This window comes from Planomonospora sp. ID67723 (assembly GCF_015711605.1).
In the GTDB taxonomy this organism is placed as follows: domain Bacteria; phylum Actinomycetota; class Actinomycetes; order Streptosporangiales; family Streptosporangiaceae; genus Planomonospora_A.
In genome coordinates, this window is record NZ_JABTEZ010000003.1 from 505,206 (window position 1) to 525,109 (window position 19,904).

Sequence of the window (19,904 nt, forward strand, 5' to 3'; positions counted from 1 at the left end):
GAGGGTACGGCCGGCCTCCCCCTCCGCCGGCCGTACCCTCCCGCCCCCGAGGAGCACCTTATGACCCCCGTACTGGAACTCCGCGGGATCGACAAGAGCTTCGGTCCCGTACAGGTCCTGCACGACGTCTCCTTCTCCGTCTACCCCGGAGAGGTGACCGCGCTGGTCGGCGACAACGGCGCCGGCAAGTCCACCCTCGTCAAGTGCGTCGGCGGCATCCACCCCATCGACTCCGGCGACTACCTCTTCGACGGCAAGCCCGTCCAGGTCCACAGCCCCCGCGAAGCAGCCGCCCTGGGCATCGAGATCGTCTACCAGGACCTGGCGCTGTGCGACAACCTCGACATCGTCCAGAACATGTTCCTCGGGCGTGAGCACAAGCGCGGCCTCGTCCTCGACGAGGACACCATGGAGGAGATGGCGGCCAAGACCCTGGAGAGCCTCTCGGTCCGGACCGTCAAGTCCATCCGCCAGCACGTCTCCAGCCTCTCCGGCGGCCAGCGCCAGACGGTCGCCATCGCCAAGGCCGTGCTCTGGAACAGCAAGGTCGTCATCCTCGACGAGCCCACCGCGGCGCTCGGCGTCGCCCAGACCGCCCAGGTGCTGGAACTGGTCCGCCGGCTCGCCGACCAGGGACTGGCCGTGGTGCTCATCTCCCACAACATGAACGACGTGTTCGCCGTGTCCGACCGGATCGCCGCCCTCTACCTGGGACGGATGGCGGCTCAGGTGAAGACCTCCGAGGTCACCCACGCGCAGGTCGTCGAACTGATCACCTCCGGCCGGAGCGGGGACCTCGGCCTGACCAACGGAGTTCCGGCATGACCCCCACTCTCAGCACCCTCGAGCGTAAGCCCGAGTCCCCGTCGATCGCCGGCAACGTCCGCGGCTACGCCGAGCGGGTCCGGGGCGGCGACATGGGCGCGCTGCCCGCGGTGTTCGGCCTGGTCGTGCTCTGCACCGTCTTCTCCGTCCTGCGGCCCTCCTTCCTCACCGCGGGCAACTTCGCCAACCTGTTCACCCAGGGTGCGGCGGTCACCGTCATCGCCATGGGCCTGGTCTTCGTGCTGCTGCTCGGCGAGATCGACCTGTCGGCGGGCTTCGCCAGCGGCGTCTGCGCGGCGGTGCTCGCGATCATGCTCACCGAGCAGGGACTGCCCTGGTACGCGGCGGTGGGCGCGGCCATCCTCACCGGCGTCGTGATCGGCACGGTCATCGGCACGCTGGTGGCCAAGCTCGGCATCCCGTCGTTCGTGGTGACGCTCGCGGCCTTCCTCGGCTTCCAGGGCCTGGTGCTGCTGCTGGTCAAGGGCGGCACGAACATCTCCATCCGGGACGAGACGATCCTGGCGATCGCCAACAAGTACCTGCCGCCGGCGCTGGGCTGGGGTCTGCTGGCCGCAGGGGTGGCCGGCTACGCCGCCCTGCAACTGCTGCGCGCGCGCAAGCGGGCCGGGCGCGGCCTGGCCACCGACCCGATCTCGCTGATCGCGGTCCGGGTGGGGGCGCTGGCCGTCCTGGGCGGGCTCGCCGTCTACTTCCTCAACCTGGAGCGCAGCCGCAACGCCGCGGTGGTCTCGCTCAAGGGCGTGCCGGTCGTCGTCCCGATCATCGTCGTGCTCCTGCTGGTCCTGACGTTCGTGCTGCGCCGCACCGGGTTCGGCCGGCACCTGTACGCGGTCGGCGGCAACGCCGAGGCCGCGCGCCGGGCCGGCATCAACGTGGACCGGATGAAGATCAGCGCCTTCATGATCTGCTCCACCCTGGCCGCGGTCGGCGGCGTCATCGCCGCCTCCCGGGCCAGCTCGGTCGACCCCAACACCGGCGGCAGCAACGTCCTGCTCTACGCCGTGGGCGCGGCCGTGATCGGCGGGACCAGCCTCTTCGGCGGCAAGGGCCGGGTGCTGGACGCGATCCTGGGCGGCGCGGTGGTCGCGGTCATCGAGAACGGCATGGGCCTGATGGGCTACAGCTCCGGTGTGAAGTACATCGTGACCGGGACCGTCCTGCTCCTGGCCGCGGGCGTGGACGCGCTGTCCCGCAAGCGGGCCGCCGCCACTGGTCTAAGGTGATCAGCGACCCCGACCCACCGAAGGAACACCACGCGATGCGAGCCGGTCCCTCCCAAGAGGAGATCAGGCGCCACAACCTCGGCGCCCTGCTCCGCCACGTCCACCTGGGCGGGCCGACCTCGCGCGCGGAGCTCACCAGCAGGATGGGGCTCAACCGCAGCACCATCATGGCGCTCACCGCCGACCTCACCGCAGCCGGACTCGTCCGGGAGGAGCTTCCCCGCGAGACCGGCAGGGCCGGGCGCCCTTCGCTGGTGGTCCGCCCGGAGTCGGCGCGGGTCTACGTGTTCGCCCTGGACGTGGGCGTCGACCGGCTGGTCGCCGCCCGCGTCGGGCTGGGCGGCACGATCATCGACCGGCGCGAGGCGGTGCGGCGGCGCGGGCCCTTCTCGCTGGAGGAGGTGGTCGGGCCGCTGGCGGCCTTCGCCCGGCAGATGCACCGCAAGACCCGGCCGGACACGGTCTGCGTCGGGGTCGCCGCGGCCTTCTCCGGGGGAGTGGACCGGGGCGACGGCGTGGTGCGCTTCGGGCCGAACATGGGCTCGGTCGACGTGCCGTTCGGCGAGGAGATGGCCCGTCGCCTCGGTCTCGGCCTGCCGGTGGCGGTCGGCAACGACGCCAACCTCGCGGCGCTGGCCGAGCACACGCGCGGCGTCGGCGTCGGCTGCCGCGACCTCGTCTACCTCCACGGGGACGTGGGCGTCGGCGGCGGCGTGATCGTCAACGGCACCCTGCTCGGCGGACACCAGGGGTTCGGCGGCGAGGTCGGGCACATGGTCGTCAACCCCAAGGGCCGCTCCTGCGGCTGCGGCTCGCTCGGCTGCCTGGAGGCCGAGGTGGGGGAGCGGGCCCTGCTGGAGGCCGCCGGACGGTTCGACGGTTCCGGCGCGCTGGTCGGCAGGGACGCCGTCCGCGCCGTGGTCGACGCCGCCGACCGCGGCGACATCGTCGCCCAGGCGGCGCTGAGCCGGGTCGGCGACTGGCTCGGTCTGGGCGTCGCCAACCTGGCCAACATCTTCAACCCCGAGATGGTCGTCTTCGGCGGCATGCTCCGCGAGGTCTATCTCGGTTCCGCGGCCCAGGTCCGCAGCCGTCTCGCGACCGACGCGCTCCCCCCGGTCCGTGAGCACCTGCGCCTGCGCACCTCGGCCCTCGGCGACGACGCCACCCTCGTCGGCGCCGCCGAGCTGGCCTTCGCCCAGGTCCTCGCCGACCCGCTGGAGGTCCTCGCCCGCGCGGGCTCCTGACGGGCGCGAGCCGTACTGCGGACGGCGCGGGTGGCGAAGAGGACAGGGCGGACACGGTAGGGCGGACACGGTAGGGCGGATATGCGGCGGAGCCCGCCCGCCGTGCGGCTGTGGGGCGACGGCGGGCGGGCTCCGGGAGGTCCGGGCGTGAGCCGGGACCGTGGGATCGGGAGGTCAGGAGACCTTGGACTTGGGAGCGGTCCAGACGTTGCAGGCGCCGACGCTCTCCTGGTCGAAGCCGCGCCTCAGCCAGTAGCCGATGCTGGACGCCTTGCCGTGGCTGGCGGTGTCGTAGGCGGCGCGCAGGACGTAGGTGAAGTCCGACTGCCGGCGGTTCAGGGAGTGCCACACGTTGCCGATGAAGACGCCGCTCAGGCACTCGGCCTGCAGCTCGACCTTCCGCAGGTCGGGGAGGATGGCCTTCACGCTCTTGGTCTTGGCGTGCTTGCGGTGGAAGGTGGGCAGGATCCCGGAGAGCTCCTGCACGTGGTGGCCGTATTCATGGGCCATCACCTGGAACAGGAACAGCTCGGTGGCCTCACGCAGGATGCCCGGGCTGAGCAGGAAGGTGATCTTGTTGTTGAGCGGGCAGTAGAGCGCCTGGGCGCCCTTGGGGAAGCCGCCGCAGCCGGTGGGGAACCCGATGCGGTGGGTGGTCTCGAACTTGGGCTTGGAGAAGGGCAGCTTCGCCTTGGCGAACTGCGGCTCCCAGGCGTCGTTGAGGCACTCCAGCACGAACTCGAGATAGACGCGGGCGGAGTCCAGGTCGTCGGGGATGACGCGCTGCTCCTCGCACGTCTTCAGGTCGAGCTTCCCGGTCTTGTAGATCGGGTTATGGGTCAACGCCTTGTTTCCGGAGGGCACCGGCCCGGACTGGCCGGTGGCGCCCGCGGCGGCCGTGCCCGCGAACAGCAGGCTCGCCAGCACTCCGGACAGCAGTGCGATAAAGGGGATGCGCATGGGCATGAACCATATTGCAGGGTAAAAGCCTGGTAAAGCCGACATTCGGTGGTGATCGCGTTCTCGGGGGAAGGGCTGGGAGCCGGGTGGCGCCGCCGGGACGCGGCCTCCGGGCCCGGAGGTCAGCCGACGCTGCGGACGGAGGCGGTCCAGGTGTTGCAGGAGGCCGGGGAGCCGGAGCGGAACCCGCGCTGCATCCAGAACGCCTGACTGCGGCCCTTGCCGTGGTCGTTGGTCGGCCAGGTCTTGTGGCCGTTCGCGGCGGTCCACTCGATCATGGCGTTCCAGTGCTCCCGCGTGACCTCCAGATCGTCGGCGGCCCCCCGCAGGAAGGCCGAGGCCAGGCAGTCGGCCTGGAGTTCGAGGCGCCGGGAGAGCGCGAGCCGGGCCGAGCTCCTGGCGCTCCAGGCGGCCTGGCCGTAGTACGGCATGATCCCGGCGAGCTGCTGGACGTGGTGGGCGTACTCATGGGCCATGAACTGCGCGTGGTTCGGCCCGTAGGGGTTCTTGAGCACCTTGCGGGTCACGCCGATGTACATGGTGCGGTTGCCGGAGCAGTAGTAGCCGCCCGCGCCGGCGGGCCAGCCGCCGCAGGGGCTGCTCACCCGGGAGCTCACGAAGCGCAGCCTCGGCGGGGTGAAGGGCAGTCCCGCCTTCTTGAACTGGGCCGCCCACGCCCGTCCGAGGCAGCCGTTGACCCGGGTCATGAAGCTCCGGTACGAGGCCGCGCTCCCGGGGCGGATCGTCCCGGCCGAGCATCGCACGGCGGGCATCCGGCCCGTGCGGTAGAGGGGGTTGGCCGTCGCCGCGGCCCTGCCCTGCACCACGGTCCGCGCCGGCGCCGTCTTGACGGCCGACACGGCCACCACCCCCGACTCGCCCCCTCCCGCCACGGGGGACCATCCGGCCGCCACCGTGGAGCCCCCCGCCGTCACCAGGCAGAAGGCCACGGAGGTGAAGGCGAGTGACGGCAGGAGACCGGAGGGAAGGGCGTTCATGATGAGCAAAAGGTTATGGCAAGTGTGAACAAATCGTGCACCTTCTCACTCCTTGGAAGGATCGCGCCGACAGCGAACTAGACTCGCTCTGACGGTGAATGGACAGAGGGGATGATTCCGTGAGCGAGCGGACCGGACGGCCTGGCAGTCTGCTGGAGTCGGTCAAGGGACCCCGAGACCTCAAGCTGCTGGGAGCGGACGAGCTGCCACTGCTCGCCGCGGAGATCAGGGACCTGCTCGTCGACGCCACCGCCCGCACCGGCGGGCACCTCGGTCCCAACCTGGGCGTGGTCGAGCTGACCATCGCCCTGCACCGCGTCTTCGACTCGCCGCGCGACCGCATCCTGTGGGACACCGGCCACCAGGCCTACGTCCACAAGATGCTCACCGGCCGAGCGGGGCTGTTCGGCACGCTCCGCCAGGAGGGCGGCCTGTCGGGCTACCCGAGCCGGGCCGAGTCCGAGCACGACATCATCGAGAACTCCCACGCCTCCACCGCGCTGTCGTACGCCGACGGCCTGGCCAAGGCCTACAAGATCCGCGGCGAGACCGACCGCACGGTCGTCGCGGTGATCGGCGACGGCGCCCTGACCGGCGGCATGGCCTGGGAGGCGCTGAACAACATCGCCGGGCACAAGGACCTGCCGCTGATCATCGTGGTCAACGACAACGGCCGCTCCTACTCGCCGACGATCGGCGGGCTGGCCAACCACCTGGCCTCGCTGCGCACCAACCAGCGTTACGAGGACGTGCTCGACTTCGTCAAGGACAACCTGACGAAGGTGCCCGTGGTCGGCGCCCCGGTCTACGACGCGTTGCACGGCGTCAAGAAGGGCATCAAGGACGTCCTGGCCCCGCAGGTCATGTTCGAAGACCTCGGCCTGAAGTACATCGGGCTGGTCGACGGCCACGACGAGCAGGCGGTGGAGGCCGCGCTGCGCAAGGCGCGGGACTTCCGCCGCCCGGTCATCGTGCACGTGCTCACCAAGAAGGGGTTCGGCTACTCGCCCGCCGAGAACCACGGCGAGGACTGCTTCCACTCACCCGGCGTCTTCGACCCGCTGACCGGCGAGGAGAAGCCCAAGCCGCACGGCTGGACGAACGTGTTCAGCCAGGAGATCGTACGGCTCGGCGCCGAACGGCAGGACATCGTCGCCATCACCGCCGCGATGCTCGGACCGACCGGACTGATCCCGTTCTCCGAGGCGTACCCCGACCGCCTCTACGACGTCGGCATCGCCGAGCAGCACGCGCTGACCAGCGCCGCCGGTCTGGCCCTCGGCGGGCTGCACCCGGTCGTGGCGGTCTACGCGACCTTCCTCAACCGGGCCTTCGACCAGCTCCTCATGGACGTCGCCCTGCACAGGCTGCCGGTCACGGTCGTCCTCGACCGGGCGGGCGTCACCGGGGACGACGGCGCCAGCCACAACGGCATGTGGGACCTGTCGATCCTGCAGGTCGTCCCGGGCCTGTCGATCGCCGTCCCGCGTGACGAGCCGCGGCTGCGCGAGCTGCTCGCCGAGGCCGTGGCGGTCAACGACGGCCCCACCGTCGTGCGCTTCCCCAAGGGCCCGGTCGGCCCCGAGATCGAGGCCGTCGGCAACCTCGGCGGGATGGACGTGCTGCGTTCGGGCGAGCCGGACGTGCTGCTCGTCGCGGTCGGCCCGATGGCCGAGCTCTGCCTGGAGGCCGCCGCGCTGCTGGACGCCCAGGGCATCTCCGCCACCGTGGTGGACCCGCGCTGGGTCAAGCCGCTGGACGAGGCGCTGGTGGACGCCGCCCGCGTGCACAAGCTGGTCGTGGTGGTCGAGGACAACGGCCGGGTCGGCGGTGTCGGCGACGCGGTGGCCCGGATGCTGCGCGACGCCGACGTGGACGTCCCGGTCCGCACCTACGGCGTCCCGCAGCGCTTCCTGGACCACGCGAAGCGGGCGAAGATCCTCAGCGAGATCGGCCTGACCGCCCAGGACATCGCCCGCGGGATCACCGAGGCGGTCGCGAAGCGCTCTCCGGTCATGGAGAACCACCCGGCCCGCTGACCCCCGTCTCCGCCGGGGCGGTCTCGGCCGCCCCGGCCGTCCTCGCCGCGCGGGTCCGCCGGCTGATGACGGCGAGACCCGCGGCCAGCAGGGCGGCGCAGGCGGCCAGGGGCACCGTCAGGTGCTCGTTCTCCCGCATGAACTCGCCGGCCAGGGAGCCCAGCGTCAGATAGGTCGCCACCCAGACCGTGCCGCCCGCCAGCGCCCAGCGGATGAAGTACCGGTACGGCATGCCGAGGGCCCCGGCGAGGATGGGGGTCAGCGCGTTCACCACCGGCAGGAAGTAGGCGGCGGCCAAGGCGGGCCCGCCGCCGGAGCCGTTGGCGATCCGCTCGGCACGGGCCCAGCGGTGCTCGCCCATCCACCGTCCGGCCCTGCTGTGGCGCACGCGCATGCCGTACCGGCGGCCGAGCAGCCAGCCGCCGCTGGCCCCCAGGTAGCAGCCGAACGCTCCGGCGGCCGTGACCAGCGCGATCTCGCCGGGCCCGCCGAGCGCGGTCCCGGCCAGGATGATCGAGGCGTCCGCGGGGACCACCAGCCCGGTCAGCAGCGTGTTGTCCAGCGCCAGCACGGCCATCAGCACCGCGCCCACCAGGTATGGGTCCAATTGGCCCAGCATGTCCAGGAACATATCTCTATCTTTCACCGCAGGGCTCGCCGGCAGATCCGGATTCTCCCCTAGAGATCCCTGGTTCCGGCGGTTCGGCCGCCTCCGGTGTGCGGGTCGTACGGCTCGCGCACCGGCTCGCATGACCCGCCGATCAGTGGGAAGCACCCTGGCATCCGCCGTACCGGGGAGGCTCCGATGGGAATGTTCCGTGTGAAGTCGGTCGAGCAGTCGATCCTCGACACCGAGGCTCCCGAGCACCGGTTGAAGAAGGAACTCACCGCCCTCGACCTGACCGTGTTCGGCATCGGCGTCATCGTGGGCACCGGGATCTTCGTGCTCACCGGCCGGGTCGCCAGGGAGATGGCCGGACCGGCGGTCGCCCTGTCGTTCGTCGTCGCCGCGGTCGTCTGCGGGCTGGCGGCGCTCTGCTACGCCGAGTTCGCCTCCACCGTTCCGGTGGCCGGATCGGCGTACACCTTCTCCTTCGCCACGCTGGGCGAGTTCCCCGCCTGGATCATCGGCTGGGACCTGATCCTGGAGATGATGCTCGGCGCCGCGGTCGTCGCGGTCGGCTGGTCGGGATACCTGACCTCGTTGCTGGACTCCCTCGGCGTGCACCTGCCCGCCTGGCTGGCGGGGGAGGCCCCGGTCTTCAACCTGCCCGCCGCGATCATCGTGCTGGTCCTCACCGCGGTGCTGGTCATGGGGATCAAGCTCTCGTCGTGGCTCAACCTGGTCGTGGTCGCGATCAAGGTCGCGGTGATCCTGCTGGTGATCGTGGCGGGACTGTTCTTCCTCAAGGCGGAGAACTTCACCCCCTTCATCCCGCCCGCCACCTCGACGCCGGCCGTGGAGGGCCTGTCCGCCCCCCTGATCCAGGTGATGTTCGGGATCACCCCGGTGGCCTTCGGCGTCGTGGGGATCTTCAGCGCCGCCGCGATCGTGTTCTTCGCATACATCGGATTCGACGTGGTCGCCACCGCCGCGGAGGAGACCAGGGAGCCACAGCGGGACCTGCCGATCGGCATCATCGCCTCGCTCGTCGTCTGCACGATCCTGTACGTCGCGGTCTCCCTGGTCGTCGTCGGGATGCAGCCGTACCAGCAGCTCAGCGAGGCGGCCCCGCTCGCCGACGCGTTCAAGGCGGTGGGCCAGACGTGGGCCGCCTCGCTGATCAGCGTCGGCGCGCTGGCCGGTCTGACCACGGTCGTGATGATCCTCATGCTCGGCCAGTCGCGGGTGATGTTCGCGATGTGCCGGGACAACCTGCTGCCCCGCAGCTTCGCCCGGGTGCACGCGCAGTACGGCACGCCGTACCGGATCACCATCCTGCTGGGCGTGGTGGTGGCGATCCTGGCCGGACTGGTCCCGCTCTCCACGATCGCCGAGCTGGTGAACATCGGCACGCTCTTCGCGTTCGTGGTCGTCTCGATCGCCGTGGTGATCCTCCGGCATACCCGCCCCGACCTGCCGCGCGCCTTCCGCACCCCGCTGGTGCCGGTGGTGCCGATCCTGTCGGTGCTGGCCTGCCTCTACCTGATGCTGAACCTGCCGGTGGAGACCTGGCTGCGCTTCCTGGCGTGGATGCTCCTCGGCATCGTGATCTACCTCGGGTACGGCCACCGGCACAGCCGCATGGCCGAGTGGCCCCTCAAGCCGCGATGACCCCCGTGCCGGGGTCCCGAGGGACCCCGGCACGCCACACCGTGGAACGACGACGTGGGGAGGCACCCGCGCCTCCCGGGAACGCGTTCGCCCCCGTCCCCGGGAGCGACCCGGGGACGGGGGCGAACGCGTGACGCGGTCAGGCGGGAACGGAGGCCACGCCCGGCTCCAGGAAACGCGGTTCGGCGATGCCGGCGCGGTCCAGGTACGGGGTGATGCCGCCCAGGTGGAACGGCCAGCCCGCGCCGAGGATCATGCACAGGTCGATGTCCTGCGCCGCCGCGACCACGCCTTCTTCCAACATGATGCGGATCTCCTGCTCCAGCGCCCGCAGCGTGCGCTCGCGCACCTGCTCGGCCGTGGACGGGGAGGTCCCGCCGGAGAAGATCGCCACCGCCTCGGGGTCGAGGGAGAAGTCGGCGCCGTAGACGCCGGGCTTGCCCGCCGCGACCAGCTTGGCCATGTTCTCCGAGACGCCGAAGCGGTCGGGGAAGGCGGCGTGCAGCGTCTCGGAGACGTGCAGGCCGACGGCCGGGCCGACCAGCTGCAGCAGCGCGAACGGCGTCATCGGCAGGCCCAGGTCGTCGAGCGCGTGCTCGGCGACGTCCAGGGGAGTGCCCTCGTCCACGGCGGTGATGACCTCGCCCATGAAGCGGGTCAGCAGCCGGTTGACGACGAACGCCGGGGCGTCCTTGACCAGCACGCTGGACTTCTTCAGCGACTTGCCGACCGCGAACGCGGTGGCCAGCGTGGCGTCGTCCGTGGCGTGGCCACGGATGATCTCCAGCAGCGGCATGACCGCGACCGGGTTGAAGAAGTGGAAGCCCACCAGGCGCTCGGGGTGCGCAAGCTGCGAGCCCATCTCGGTGAGAGACAGCGAGGAGGTGTTGGTCGCCAGCACGCAGGTCTCCGAGACCACGGCCTCGACCTCGGCGAACACCTTCTGCTTGACCTTCATGTCCTCGAAGACGGCCTCGATGACGAAGTCGGCGTCGGAGAAGGCGTCCTTGGTCAGCGAGCCGGTGACCAGGGCCTTGAGCCGGTTGGCCTGGTCGCCGGAGATGCGGCCCTTGCCGAGCAGCTTGTCGACCTCGGCGTGGACGTAGGCGACGCCCTTGTCCAGGCGGGTCTGGTCCAGGTCGGTCAGGACGACCGGGACCTCCAGGCGCCGGGCGAACAGCAGCGCCATCTGCGAGGCCATCAGGCCCGCGCCGACGACGCCCACCTTGGTGACCTTGCGGGCCAGCGACTTGTCCGGCGCCCCGGCGGGCCGCTTGGCCCGGCGCTGGACCAGATCGAAGGAGTAGAGGCCGGCGCGCAGCTCGTCGCCCATGAGGAGGTCGGCCAGGGCCTGGTCCTCGGCGTCGAAGCCCTCGTCGCGGGAGGCGGTGCGGGCCAGTTCGACCAGCTCCAGCGCCCGGTACGGGGCCGGGTTGGCGCCGTGCAGCTTCATGTCGAGCAGGAAGCGGGCGTCGGCGATCGTCTTGGACCAGTCCTCGGCGGTGTGGTCGGTCCGGGAGACCGCCACCTCGCCGCGGAGCACCTGGGCGGCCCAGCGCAGCGACTCCTCCAGGAAGTCGGCGGGCTCGAACATCGCGTCGGCGACGCCGAGCTTGAAGGCGTCCCGGCCCTTGATCATGCGGTTCTGCGCGAGCGGGTTCTCGATGATCAGCTTGAGCGCGTTCGCCGGGCCGATCAGGCGGGGCAGCAGCTGGGTGCCGCCCCAGCCGGGGACCAGGCCGAGGAAGCACTCGGGCAGGGCCACCGCGGGCACGCCGGAGGAGATGGTCCGGTAGGTGCAGTGCAGGGCGACCTCCAGGCCGCCGCCCATCGCCGCGCCGTTGACGAACGCGAACGACGGCACGCCCAGCTCGCCGAGGCGGCGGAACACGTCGTGGCCCAGCTTGCCGATCTGCAGCGCCTGCTCGCGCTCGGAGACCAGCGCGGCGCCCTTGAGGTCGGCGCCGACCGCGAAGATGAACGGCTTGCCGACGACGCCGACGGCGGCCAGGTCGGTCCGGGCCGCGACGGCGTCGATGGCCTCGTTCAGCGAGGTCAGGCCGGCCGGGCCGAAGGTGGACGGCTTGGTGTGGTCGAAGCCGTTGTCCAGCGTGATCAGGGCCATGGTGCCCGCGCCGTACGGCAGCTCGACGTCGCGGACGACCGCCTTGGTGACGACCTCGTCCTTGAAAAGCTCGTTGATCACTTCGCACCTTCCCAGGCGAGGTTCTCCCAGATGACCGTTCCGCCCATGCCCATGCCGACGCACATCGTGGTGATGCCGTAGCGGACCTCGGGACGCTCGCCGAACTGGTGGGCGAGCTGGGTCATCAGCCGCACACCCGAGGAGGCCAGCGGGTGGCCGAAGGCGATCGCACCGCCGTAGGGGTTGACCCGGGCGTCGTCGTCGGCGATGCCGAAGTGCTCCAGGAACGCCAGCACCTGGACCGCGAAGGCCTCGTTGACCTCGAACAGGCCGATGTCGTCGATGGAGAGCCCGGCCAGGCGCAGTGCCCGCTCGGTGGACGGGATCGGGCCGACGCCCATGACCTCCGGGTCCACGCCCGCGAAGGCGTAGGAGACCAGACGCATCTTCGGCGTGAGGCCCAGCTCCTCGGCGACGTCGGCGGCGGCCACGATGCAGCCGGTCGCGCCGTCGTTGATGCCGGAGGCGTTGCCCGCGGTGACCCGGCCGTGCGGGCGGAACGGGGTCTTCAGCGTGCCCAGGCCGTCCAGTGTGGTGCCGGGGCGGGGAGCCTCGTCGGCCGTGGCCAGGCCCCAGCCCTTCTCGGCGGAGCGCACGGCCACCGGGACCAGGTCGGGCTGGATCTTGCCGTCGGCGTAGGCCTTGGCGACCTTCTCCTGGGAGGCGAGGGCGAAGGCGTCCGCGCGCTCCTTGGTGATGGTCGGGTAGCGGTCGTGCAGGTTCTCCGCGGTCATGCCCATGACCAGGGCGGAGCCGTCCACGATCTGCTCGGCCACGAACCGCGGGTTGGGGTCGACGCCCTCGCCCATGGGGTGGCGGCCCATGTGCTCGACGCCGCCGGCGATGGCGACGTCGTAGGCGCCGAAGGCGATGCCGCCCGCGACGGAGGTCACCGCGGTCATGGCGCCGGCGCACATGCGGTCGATCGCGTAACCGGGGACGCTCTTGGGCAGTCCGGCCAGGACGGCGGCGGAGCGGCCGATGGTCAGCCCCTGATCGCCGATCTGGGTCGTGGCCGCGATGGCCACCTCGTCGACGCGCTCCGGCGGCAGGTTCGGATTACGCCGAATCAGCTCACGGATGACGCGGATCACCAGGTCGTCGGCGCGCGTCTCGGCGTACAGGCCCTTGGGGCCCGACTTGCCGAAGGGCGTGCGCACTCCGTCGACGAATACGACGTCACGAGACGAAGGCACGGGGTTCGCTCCTCGTTGCTGGGTAGCTTCCGCACCCATGCTACTCGTCAGTAACAACACTCGGTGCGGGCGGGTCGCCCTCGACGCGGAGCGGGAGCGCGACCGCCGGGCCGGAGGCGGTGAGAAGGGCCCGGTCCGTCCCGGGCGGAACGCCGGAAGAGGCTCCGGATCTCCGGCGGGTGCGGGAGGCGAACGTGTCTGGCAGAATTGGAAATCGTTTTCCTGGAGGTTGCCCGTGATCACGCTCGAGGACGTCGCCAGGCACGCCGGGGTCTCGCTCGCCACGGCGTCACGGGTTCTCAACGGCAGCACGCGCCAGGTGGGCGCGTCGCTGCGGGCCAAGGTCGAGCTGGCCGCCGCGCAGCTCGGCTACCGGCCGAACGTGGCGGCGCAGGCGCTGGCACGCGGTGCCGGCAACGTGATCGGGCTCGTCGTCCACGACCTGGTCGACCCCTACTTCGCCGCACTCGCCGACGGGGCGATGCGGGTGGCCGAGGGCCGGGGGCTGATGGTCATGGTCGGCACCACGCACCGGGACCCCGAACGGGAGATCGCCTACGTCGCGACCCTGAACGCGCAGCGCGTGCGCGCCGTCCTGCTCGCCGGGTCCCGGATCGCCGACGCGCACCTGACGCGGCGCCTGCGCGAGGAGCTCGACGGCTACCGGGAGAGCGGCGGCGGGGTCGCCTGCGTCGGCCAGGACCTGCTCGGCACCGACACCGTGGTGCCCGGCAACGCCGAGGGCGCCGCCGATCTCGCCCGGGCGCTCGCCGGGCTCGGCCACCGGCGCTTCGCCGTGCTGGCCGGACCCGCCGGCCTGGTCACGGCACAGGACCGGGTGGCCGGGTTCGCCGGGGCGCTCGCCGAGCTGGGCCTGCCCGCGCCGCTGCTCGTGCACGGCGCCTTCGACCGTGACGGCGGCTACGCGGCGGCGACCGAGTTCGCGGACCGGATCGCCGGCTGGGACGAGGGCCCCAGCTGCGTGTTCGCGGTCAACGACGTGATGGCGGTGGGCGCGCTGGCGGCGTTCAGGGATCGGGGGATCCTGGTGCCGCAGGACGTCTCGGTCGCCGGGTTCGACGACATCGCCACGCTGCGGGACCTGGTCCCGGCCCTGTCGACCGTACGGCTTCCGCTGACGGCCATGGGCGCACGCGCCCTGGAACTGGCCCTCGACCCGGCCGGGGAGGCGAGGGTCGAGCGGATCTCCGGCGAGGTCGTCCTCCGGGAGAGCACCCGGAAGGCGGCACCGGCCTGATGCCGCGACCCGGTCGCGGGAGCGGACCGGCCGCGCCACCGTGGCCGGACCGGCCGGACGGTGGCCCGGAGGCGTCAGGTGGGGCGGTCAGCGGGAACCGGGTGTCGGCCGTCCCTGCTCGGTGACGGGCGGGACGGTGATCTGCCCGCGCAGCCACTGGATCGTGCGGATGACACCGTCGCCGTAACCGGGAGAATGCCGCCGCCCCCGGCCGAGCTGCCGGGAGACGTCCTCGGCGGCGCGCTCCTCCATCCCGAGGTTGACCCCGGTCGGCCCGTTCATGGGACGCGGGGTGTCCCGGACGGGTGACTTCGAGCGCGTGCCCAGCATCCATTCGCACACGGCGGCGGTCCCGGAGCACCAGGCCCTGTCCCACTCGTCCGGCGCGTCCGCCAGCCCCGCCCGCGCCGTTTCGGCGATCTGCTTGATGTCGGCCTCACTGCGCAGGACGACCCCGCGGCCGCCGACCAGGTGACCCCAGCCCTCGGCGGGACGCCGGCCGGGAACCGGCACCCCGTCCTTGGCTCCGATCAGCCAGCGCAGCGCGCTCACGACTCCGTCGGCCGGGATGATCCTGCCCTCGCGCGGGACCCGTTCGGCGGTGTCGATCTCCGCGCAGGCGTCGCCGAGGGTCGGCAGGTCGCCGGATGCCGGACGGCCGCTGATCGGCGCCTGATCGCACTTGCCGAGCGCCCACAGGATGGCCTGTCCCTCTCCCGACGGGGCAGACTCCGGGTTGGCCGCCTCCCATGCCGTGATCGCATCGTAAACAGCGGTGACATGTTCCGGCGGGCGCCGTACGGCGGGGCCCGTCTCACTTTCTGCGATCGTCATACTCTCAACGGTACGGCTACTTTCCGGTTGCTCCGGCACAAGTGGCGGACAATTATGTTTCGAGCCGCCGGTCCCGGAGCCGGGGGTGAGAATCGAAGCATGCGTTTCGAGCTGCTGGGCCCCGTCCGCTTGGCGAGAGGCGACGGCGCTTGCGCCGAAGTCCCCGGACCGGGACTGCGCGCGCTCCTGGTGGCCCTGCTGGAGGATCCCGGCGCGACGATCTCCGCCGATCGCCTGATCGACGCCCTGTACGGCGGGCATCCCCCGCCCGGCGCCCCGCGCTCCCTGCACTCCCAGATCTCCCGGCTGCGCAGGCTCGGCGTCGCCGTCGAACTGCTTCCCTCCGGTTACCGGATCGCCGCCCGGCCCGAGGACGTCGATGCGCACCGGTTCGAGCGACTGGCCGGAGAGGGGCGGCGCGCGCTGGCGGAGGGCGAGCACCGCAGGGCGCTCGCCCTCCTGCAGGAGGCGCTGGGGCTGTGGCGCGGACCGGCGCCCGAGCGGCTGGCAGGGCGCCTGGAGGAACTCCGGCTCGGCGCGCTGGAGGACCGGTTCGAGGCGGGCGGCGGTTCGGTCGCCGAGATGCGGGCGCTGCTGGACGAACACCCGCTGAGGGAACGCCTGTGCGGGCTGCTGATGCGGGCCCTGCGCGCGGAGGGGCGGCAGGCCGAGGCGCTGGCCGTCTTCGAGCGCACCCGGCGCCTGCTCGCCGAGGAGCTGGGCGCCGACCCCTCGCCGGACCTGGCCGCGGCACACCTGGAGATCCTGCGCGGCGCCGAGCCGGTCAGGCGCGGTGTCCGGGCCCAGCTCACCAGCTTCGTCGGGCGGCAGGAGGACGTTCCACGCATTCGCGAGCTGCTGCGGGAGCGGCGGCTGGTGACCCTCACCGGTCCCGGCGGGGTGGGCAAGACCAGGCTCGCGGCCGAGGCGGCCGCCGGGCTCGACGGCGAGGTCTGCTTCACCGAGCTGGCCCACCTGAGCGACGGCCGCGACCTGCCGCGGCTGCTCCTGGGCGAGCTCGGCGTCCGGGAGACGGCGCTTCGCGTGACCCGCACGCCCGAGCCCGAGGAGCGGCTGGTCGCCGCGCTCGCCGGTCGCGATCTGGTGCTGGTCCTGGACAACTGCGAGCACGTCGTGGAGGAGGTCGCCCGGGTGACCGACCGGCTGCTCGCGGCCTGCCCCGGGGTGCGGGTGCTGGCGACCGGCCGGGAGCCGCTCGGGATCACCGGGGAGCTGCTGTTCGCCGTGCACCCGCTTCCGGAGGAGCCCGCCCTGCGGCTGCTGCGGGACCGGGCGCTCGCCGTGCGGCCCGGCCTCGACGCCGGGGACGAGGTCCTGCTGCGGATCTGCCGGGCGCTGGACGGGCTGCCCCTGGCGATCGAGCTGGCCGCGGCCCGGCTCCGCTCGATGGACCCCGGCGAGGTCGCCGACCGGCTGGACGACCGGTTCCGGCTGTTCACCGGCGGCAGCCGTACGGCGTTGCCGCGGCACCGCACGCTCCGCGCGGTCGTGGCCTGGAGCTGGGATCTGCTGGAGGAGCCGGAGCGGGTGTTCGCACGGCGGTTCGCGGTCTTCGCCCGCGGTGCCACGCTGGAGGCGGCCGAGTACGTCTGCGGGGACGGGGCCCGTGGCCGGGACGCCGGAGGTGCGGTGCGCGGCCGTGACGGCGATGACCCCCTGGGCGGCCGTGACGCCCTCGACCTGCTGGCCGCGCTGGTCGACAAATCGCTGATCGATGTGGCGGGGGGCCGCTACCGGATGCTGGAGACCATCCGGGCCTTCTGCGCCGAGCGACTGACCGAGTCCGGGGAGGAGGAGCGGCTGCACGAGGCCCATGCCGGTTACTTCACCGCGTTCGCCGAACGGGCCGCTCCGGAGCTGCGCGGCCCGGACCAGCTGGTGTGGCTGCGGCGGCTGGCGGCCGAGGACGACGAAATGCGCGCCGCGTTCCACCGGACCGCCGAGGCCGGGCGGAGAGAGCGGGCACTGCGGTTGGTCGCCGCGCTGTGGTGGTCCTGGCTGCTGCGCGGCATGCGGATGGAGGGCCGCGCGCTCGCGGAGCGGACTCTCGCCCTGGTCGGTCGGACGCCGCCTCGCGGCATGGAGGAGGAGTACGTCCTGTGCGTGCTCGCCGTGGCGATGGTGAACACCTCGGACCGGAGCCTGATCGAGCAGGCGGAACGCCTCGCCCGCGCCCTGCCGCCCCGGCCCCGCCACCCGATCCTGCTCGTGATCGGCTCTCTCGTCACCATCGTCCAGGGGCAGTACGGGGTCGCGGGGGAGGACGTCCTGCGGGCCGCCACCGGCCCCGACGCGTGGACCCGCGCGCTGGCCCGGCTGGTGCTCGGCTTCGTCCGGCTGAACTCCGGCCGGGTGGCGGAGGCCGAGGAGGAGTTCGCCCGGTCGCTGGAGGGGTTCACCGCGCAGGGGGATCGGTGGGGCATGGCCCAGGCGCTGCTGTCGATCTCCGAGCCGCAGGGCTGGCGGGGCGAGCACCGGCAGGCGGTGGCGACCATCGAGCGGGCCATGGACCTGATCGACCGGCTCGGCTCGCCCGAGGACCGGGTCTTCCTGCTGTGCAGCCGGGCCGCCGAGCGCCTGCGCACCGGTGACGCCGAGGCCGTGGCGGACGCCGCGGCCGACTGCGCGGAGGCGGCCGGGATCGCCCGCGCGCTCGACGTCCCCGAGGTCTGGGTCACGGCCCGGCTCGGCCTGGCGGGCGTGGCCCACCGGCGCGGCCGGGTGAAGGAGGCCGGTGAGCTGTACGCGCTGGCCCTGACGGGGTGCGAGCCGTACTGGGGCGGAGTGGAGCAGGCCCGGGCGCGGGCCCTGACCGGCCTCGGGCGGGTCGCGGAGAGCCGCGGCGACCTCGGCGCCTCGCTGCGGCACCACCGGGAGGCGTTCCGCCTCGCCGCCGGCGTCGGGGACCTGCCGTCCGCGGCGTCGGCCGCCGAGGGACTGGCGAGCCTGGCCCTGGCCTGCGGTGACGCGGAGAGGTCGGCGTTTCTGCTGGGTGCGGCGTGCGCGCTGCGCGGGGTCGCGATCCGCGATCCCGGCGTCAGGGAGACGGGCCGCCGCGTGCGGGCCGCGCTGGGTGATCCCGGATACCGCGCGGCCTACGCCGAGGGCGCCGGGATGACCGGTGACGCGGCGCTCACCGCGGTGACCGGCTGGTTGTCAGCGCCGGGTCGGTCCGCGGTGAGCGCCCTCGCGCACCGTGGAGGGCATGACTTCACGCTCTGAGTTCCCCCGGCACCCGGCACACGCCGAGTACCCAGCACACACCGGGCGTCCCGTACACGCGGGGAGCCCCGAGTCATCCGCGCGTCCCGGACGATCCGAACCCGCCGGCTCCTCCGGGCACGCGGAAGGTTCCGGGCTTCCCGAGGTTCCGATCCGGCGGACCTGCCCGTTCGACCCGTCACCCGATCTGGCCGCGCTGCGTGCCGCCCGGCCGGTCGCCCGGGCCGTGATGCCGCTCGACGGCAGCGAGGTCTGGCTGGTCACCGGACACGACCTGGTCCGCCGGATGCTCGCCGACCCCCGGTGGAGCTCTTCGGTGGAGGGCGGTCTCAGCGAGGATCAGCCGCTGCACCTGAAGCAGCCGGAGCCCGGGATGTTCATCGAAATGGACGGCTCGGAACACGCCCGCTACCGGCGCATGCTCACCGCCCGCTTCACCGTCCAGCGGACGAACCGGCTCCGCCCCCGGATCGAGCAGATCGTCGCCGAGCGGCTGGACGCGATGGAGCGCCTGCCCCGCCCGGTGGACCTGGTCGCCGAGTTCGCGCTGCCGGTGCCGTCCCTGGTCATCTGCGAGCTGCTCGGCATGCCGTACGAGGACCGGGCCGAGTTCCAGGAGGCGGCCCGCGCGTTCGTCCGCCTGGACTCCCCGGCCGAGGAGATCGAAGCCGCGATGGCCCGGCTCATCGGCCACCTGGCGAAGCTGATCGCCGCCAAGCGGGCCGAGCCGGACGACGCGCTCATCGGGGAACTCGTCCGCGAGGGAGTGCTCACCGACGGCGAGCTGGTCCAGATCTCGATGCTGCTGCTGGTCGCCGGGCACGAGACGACCGCGAACATGATCGGTCTGGGCACGCTGTTGCTGCTGCAGCATCCCGACCAGCTGGCCCTGGTCAGGGAGGGAGCGCCGGGGGCCGCCGACGAGCTGCTGCGCTATCTGTCGATCGTCGACGTGGTGATGTTCCGCGGGGCGAAGGAGGATCTCACGCTGGGCGGTCAGCGGATCAGGGCGGGGGAGTTCGGCCTGGCCTCCCTGGGGGCGGCCAACCGCGATCCCGCGCTCTGCGAGGATCCCGACCGGCTCGACGTCACCCGGCCCAAGACCGCGCACGTCGCGCTGGGCTTCGGCCCGCACCAGTGCCTCGGGCAGAACCTCGCGCGCCTGGAGCTGGAGGTGGCCTTCCAGGCGCTGCTGCGGCGCTTTCCCGGCCTGCGGGCGGCCGTGCCGCTGGAGGAGGTCCCCGTCCGGGAGAACTCCGCCATCCACGGCGTGCACAGTCTCCCGGTGACATGGTGAGCGCCGTGGACGTTCCCGAGGAGACGTCCGCGGGGGCTCCCGTGGAGATCGCCGTGAACCGCGAGAGTTGCTGCGGCGCCGGGCAGTGCGCTCTGGCCGCGCCCGCGGTCTTCACGCAGAGCGAGGAGGACGGGCTCGTGCTCCTGCTCGACCCGAACCCGCCCGCCGAACTGCGCGACGCCGTGCGCAGGGCGCAGTCGCACTGCCCGAGCCGGAGCATCACCATCCGGTGAGCGCGGACGGCGGGTCCGCCGCACGGAGACCCCGCCGCACGGAGAC

Annotated in this window: 15 protein-coding genes; 9 read left to right on the forward strand and 6 right to left on the reverse strand. The window is 72.4% G+C overall.

The window, feature by feature from the left end:
• Nucleotides 1-60 precede the first annotated feature (60 nt).
• From HS041_RS23990 to HS041_RS24000, 3 genes are read left to right on the forward strand one after another with little or no spacing between them, the layout of a single operon-like run.
• On the forward strand, nt 61-825 hold the full coding sequence (locus tag HS041_RS23990; protein ID WP_196443055.1) for an ATP-binding cassette domain-containing protein: 765 nt from the start codon (nt 61-63) through the stop codon (nt 823-825).
• Entirely contained in the window at nt 822-2,072 is a 1,251-nt protein-coding gene (locus tag HS041_RS23995) for a sugar ABC transporter permease (RefSeq protein WP_196443056.1), read from the forward strand. The genes HS041_RS23990 and HS041_RS23995 overlap by 4 nt, the downstream gene beginning before the upstream one ends.
• Nucleotides 2,073-2,107: 35 nt before the next feature.
• Nucleotides 2,108-3,319, forward strand: coding sequence for an ROK family transcriptional regulator (locus HS041_RS24000; RefSeq protein WP_196443057.1), 1,212 nt, complete (start codon nt 2,108-2,110; stop codon nt 3,317-3,319).
• A gap of 174 nt (nt 3,320-3,493) precedes the next feature.
• Here HS041_RS24000 and HS041_RS24005 read toward each other — a convergent pair whose 3' ends face one another.
• Together HS041_RS24005 and HS041_RS24010 are read right to left on the reverse strand one after the other, a co-directional pair.
• Nucleotides 3,494-4,279: a neutral zinc metallopeptidase gene (locus tag HS041_RS24005; protein ID WP_196443058.1), complete on the reverse strand. Its 786-nt coding sequence runs from the start codon at nt 4,277-4,279 to the stop codon at nt 3,494-3,496.
• A 122-nt stretch (nt 4,280-4,401) separates the two neighbouring features.
• A complete protein-coding gene (locus HS041_RS24010; RefSeq protein ID WP_196443059.1) occupies nt 4,402-5,277 on the reverse strand; it encodes a neutral zinc metallopeptidase in 876 nt (291 codons plus the stop codon).
• A gap of 98 nt (nt 5,278-5,375) precedes the next feature.
• Between HS041_RS24010 and dxs the strand changes: the two genes are divergently transcribed.
• Nucleotides 5,376-7,316: a 1-deoxy-D-xylulose-5-phosphate synthase gene (gene dxs / locus HS041_RS24015; RefSeq protein ID WP_196443060.1), complete on the forward strand. Its 1,941-nt coding sequence runs from the start codon at nt 5,376-5,378 to the stop codon at nt 7,314-7,316.
• Here the strand turns inward: dxs and HS041_RS24020 are convergent.
• Nucleotides 7,291-7,935, reverse strand: coding sequence for a DedA family protein (locus HS041_RS24020; RefSeq protein ID WP_196443061.1), 645 nt, complete (start codon nt 7,933-7,935; stop codon nt 7,291-7,293). The two genes, dxs and HS041_RS24020, sit on opposite strands and share 26 nt — an antisense overlap.
• Before the next feature lie 186 nt (nt 7,936-8,121).
• On the opposite strand from HS041_RS24020, the gene HS041_RS24025 reads away from it, so the two are divergent.
• Nucleotides 8,122-9,591, forward strand: a complete 1,470-nt coding sequence (locus HS041_RS24025) for an amino acid permease (RefSeq protein WP_196443062.1) — start codon at nt 8,122-8,124, stop codon at nt 9,589-9,591.
• Between the two features lie 139 nt (nt 9,592-9,730).
• On the opposite strand, the gene HS041_RS24030 is transcribed toward HS041_RS24025, so the two are convergent.
• Together HS041_RS24030 and HS041_RS24035 are read right to left on the reverse strand one after the other, a co-directional pair.
• Nucleotides 9,731-11,797: a 3-hydroxyacyl-CoA dehydrogenase NAD-binding domain-containing protein gene (locus tag HS041_RS24030; protein ID WP_307845439.1), complete on the reverse strand. Its 2,067-nt coding sequence runs from the start codon at nt 11,795-11,797 to the stop codon at nt 9,731-9,733.
• Nucleotides 11,794-12,993, reverse strand: a complete 1,200-nt coding sequence (locus tag HS041_RS24035; protein WP_196443063.1) for a thiolase family protein — start codon at nt 12,991-12,993, stop codon at nt 11,794-11,796. Before HS041_RS24035 ends, HS041_RS24030 begins: the two co-directional genes overlap by 4 nt.
• Nucleotides 12,994-13,228: 235 nt before the next feature.
• Between HS041_RS24035 and HS041_RS24040 the strand changes: the two genes are divergently transcribed.
• Complete coding sequence (locus tag HS041_RS24040; RefSeq protein ID WP_196443064.1) at nt 13,229-14,251, forward strand: LacI family DNA-binding transcriptional regulator; 1,023 nt, start codon at nt 13,229-13,231, stop codon at nt 14,249-14,251.
• Nucleotides 14,252-14,338: 87 nt separating this feature from the next.
• On the opposite strand, the gene HS041_RS24045 is transcribed toward HS041_RS24040, so the two are convergent.
• Nucleotides 14,339-15,085 carry a hypothetical protein gene (locus HS041_RS24045; protein WP_196443065.1) on the reverse strand — a complete coding sequence of 249 codons (747 nt, stop codon included), beginning with the start codon at nt 15,083-15,085 and terminating at the stop codon, nt 14,339-14,341.
• Between the two features lie 99 nt (nt 15,086-15,184).
• On the opposite strand from HS041_RS24045, the gene HS041_RS24050 reads away from it, so the two are divergent.
• Genes HS041_RS24050 through HS041_RS24060 form a run of 3 tightly spaced genes read left to right on the forward strand, consistent with a single transcriptional unit; the run spans nt 15,185 to nt 19,858 of the window.
• Complete coding sequence (locus HS041_RS24050) at nt 15,185-18,328, forward strand: AfsR/SARP family transcriptional regulator (RefSeq protein WP_196443066.1); 3,144 nt, start codon at nt 15,185-15,187, stop codon at nt 18,326-18,328.
• Nucleotides 18,312-19,625 carry a cytochrome P450 gene (locus HS041_RS24055; RefSeq protein ID WP_196443067.1) on the forward strand — a complete coding sequence of 438 codons (1,314 nt, stop codon included), beginning with the start codon at nt 18,312-18,314 and terminating at the stop codon, nt 19,623-19,625. The genes HS041_RS24050 and HS041_RS24055 overlap by 17 nt, the downstream gene beginning before the upstream one ends.
• A 5-nt stretch (nt 19,626-19,630) precedes the next feature.
• The gene (locus HS041_RS24060; RefSeq protein WP_307845440.1) at nt 19,631-19,858 is read left to right on the forward strand and encodes a ferredoxin; all 228 of its coding nucleotides are present in this window, start codon (nt 19,631-19,633) and stop codon (nt 19,856-19,858) included.
• Nucleotides 19,859-19,904: the final 46 nt, after the last annotated feature.

Excerpts from the sequence above, each read along its gene's own strand:
- HS041_RS23990 (WP_196443055.1), top strand. The coding sequence starts at position 61 with ATGACCCCCGTACTGGAACTCCGCGGGATCGACAAGAGCTTCGGTCCC.
- HS041_RS23995 (WP_196443056.1), top strand. The coding sequence starts at position 822 with ATGACCCCCACTCTCAGCACCCTCGAGCGTAAGCCCGAGTCCCCGTCG.
- HS041_RS24000 (WP_196443057.1), top strand. The coding sequence starts at position 2,108 with ATGCGAGCCGGTCCCTCCCAAGAGGAGATCAGGCGCCACAACCTCGGC.
- HS041_RS24005 (WP_196443058.1), bottom strand. The coding sequence starts at position 4,279 with ATGCGCATCCCCTTTATCGCACTGCTGTCCGGAGTGCTGGCGAGCCTG.
- HS041_RS24010 (WP_196443059.1), bottom strand. The coding sequence starts at position 5,277 with ATGAACGCCCTTCCCTCCGGTCTCCTGCCGTCACTCGCCTTCACCTCC.
- dxs (WP_196443060.1), top strand. The coding sequence starts at position 5,376 with ATGGACAGAGGGGATGATTCCGTGAGCGAGCGGACCGGACGGCCTGGC.
- HS041_RS24020 (WP_196443061.1), bottom strand. The coding sequence starts at position 7,935 with ATGCTGGGCCAATTGGACCCATACCTGGTGGGCGCGGTGCTGATGGCC.
- HS041_RS24025 (WP_196443062.1), top strand. The coding sequence starts at position 8,122 with ATGGGAATGTTCCGTGTGAAGTCGGTCGAGCAGTCGATCCTCGACACC.
- HS041_RS24045 (WP_196443065.1), bottom strand. The coding sequence starts at position 15,085 with ATGACGATCGCAGAAAGTGAGACGGGCCCCGCCGTACGGCGCCCGCCG.
- HS041_RS24050 (WP_196443066.1), top strand. The coding sequence starts at position 15,185 with ATGCGTTTCGAGCTGCTGGGCCCCGTCCGCTTGGCGAGAGGCGACGGC.
- HS041_RS24055 (WP_196443067.1), top strand. The coding sequence starts at position 18,312 with ATGACTTCACGCTCTGAGTTCCCCCGGCACCCGGCACACGCCGAGTAC.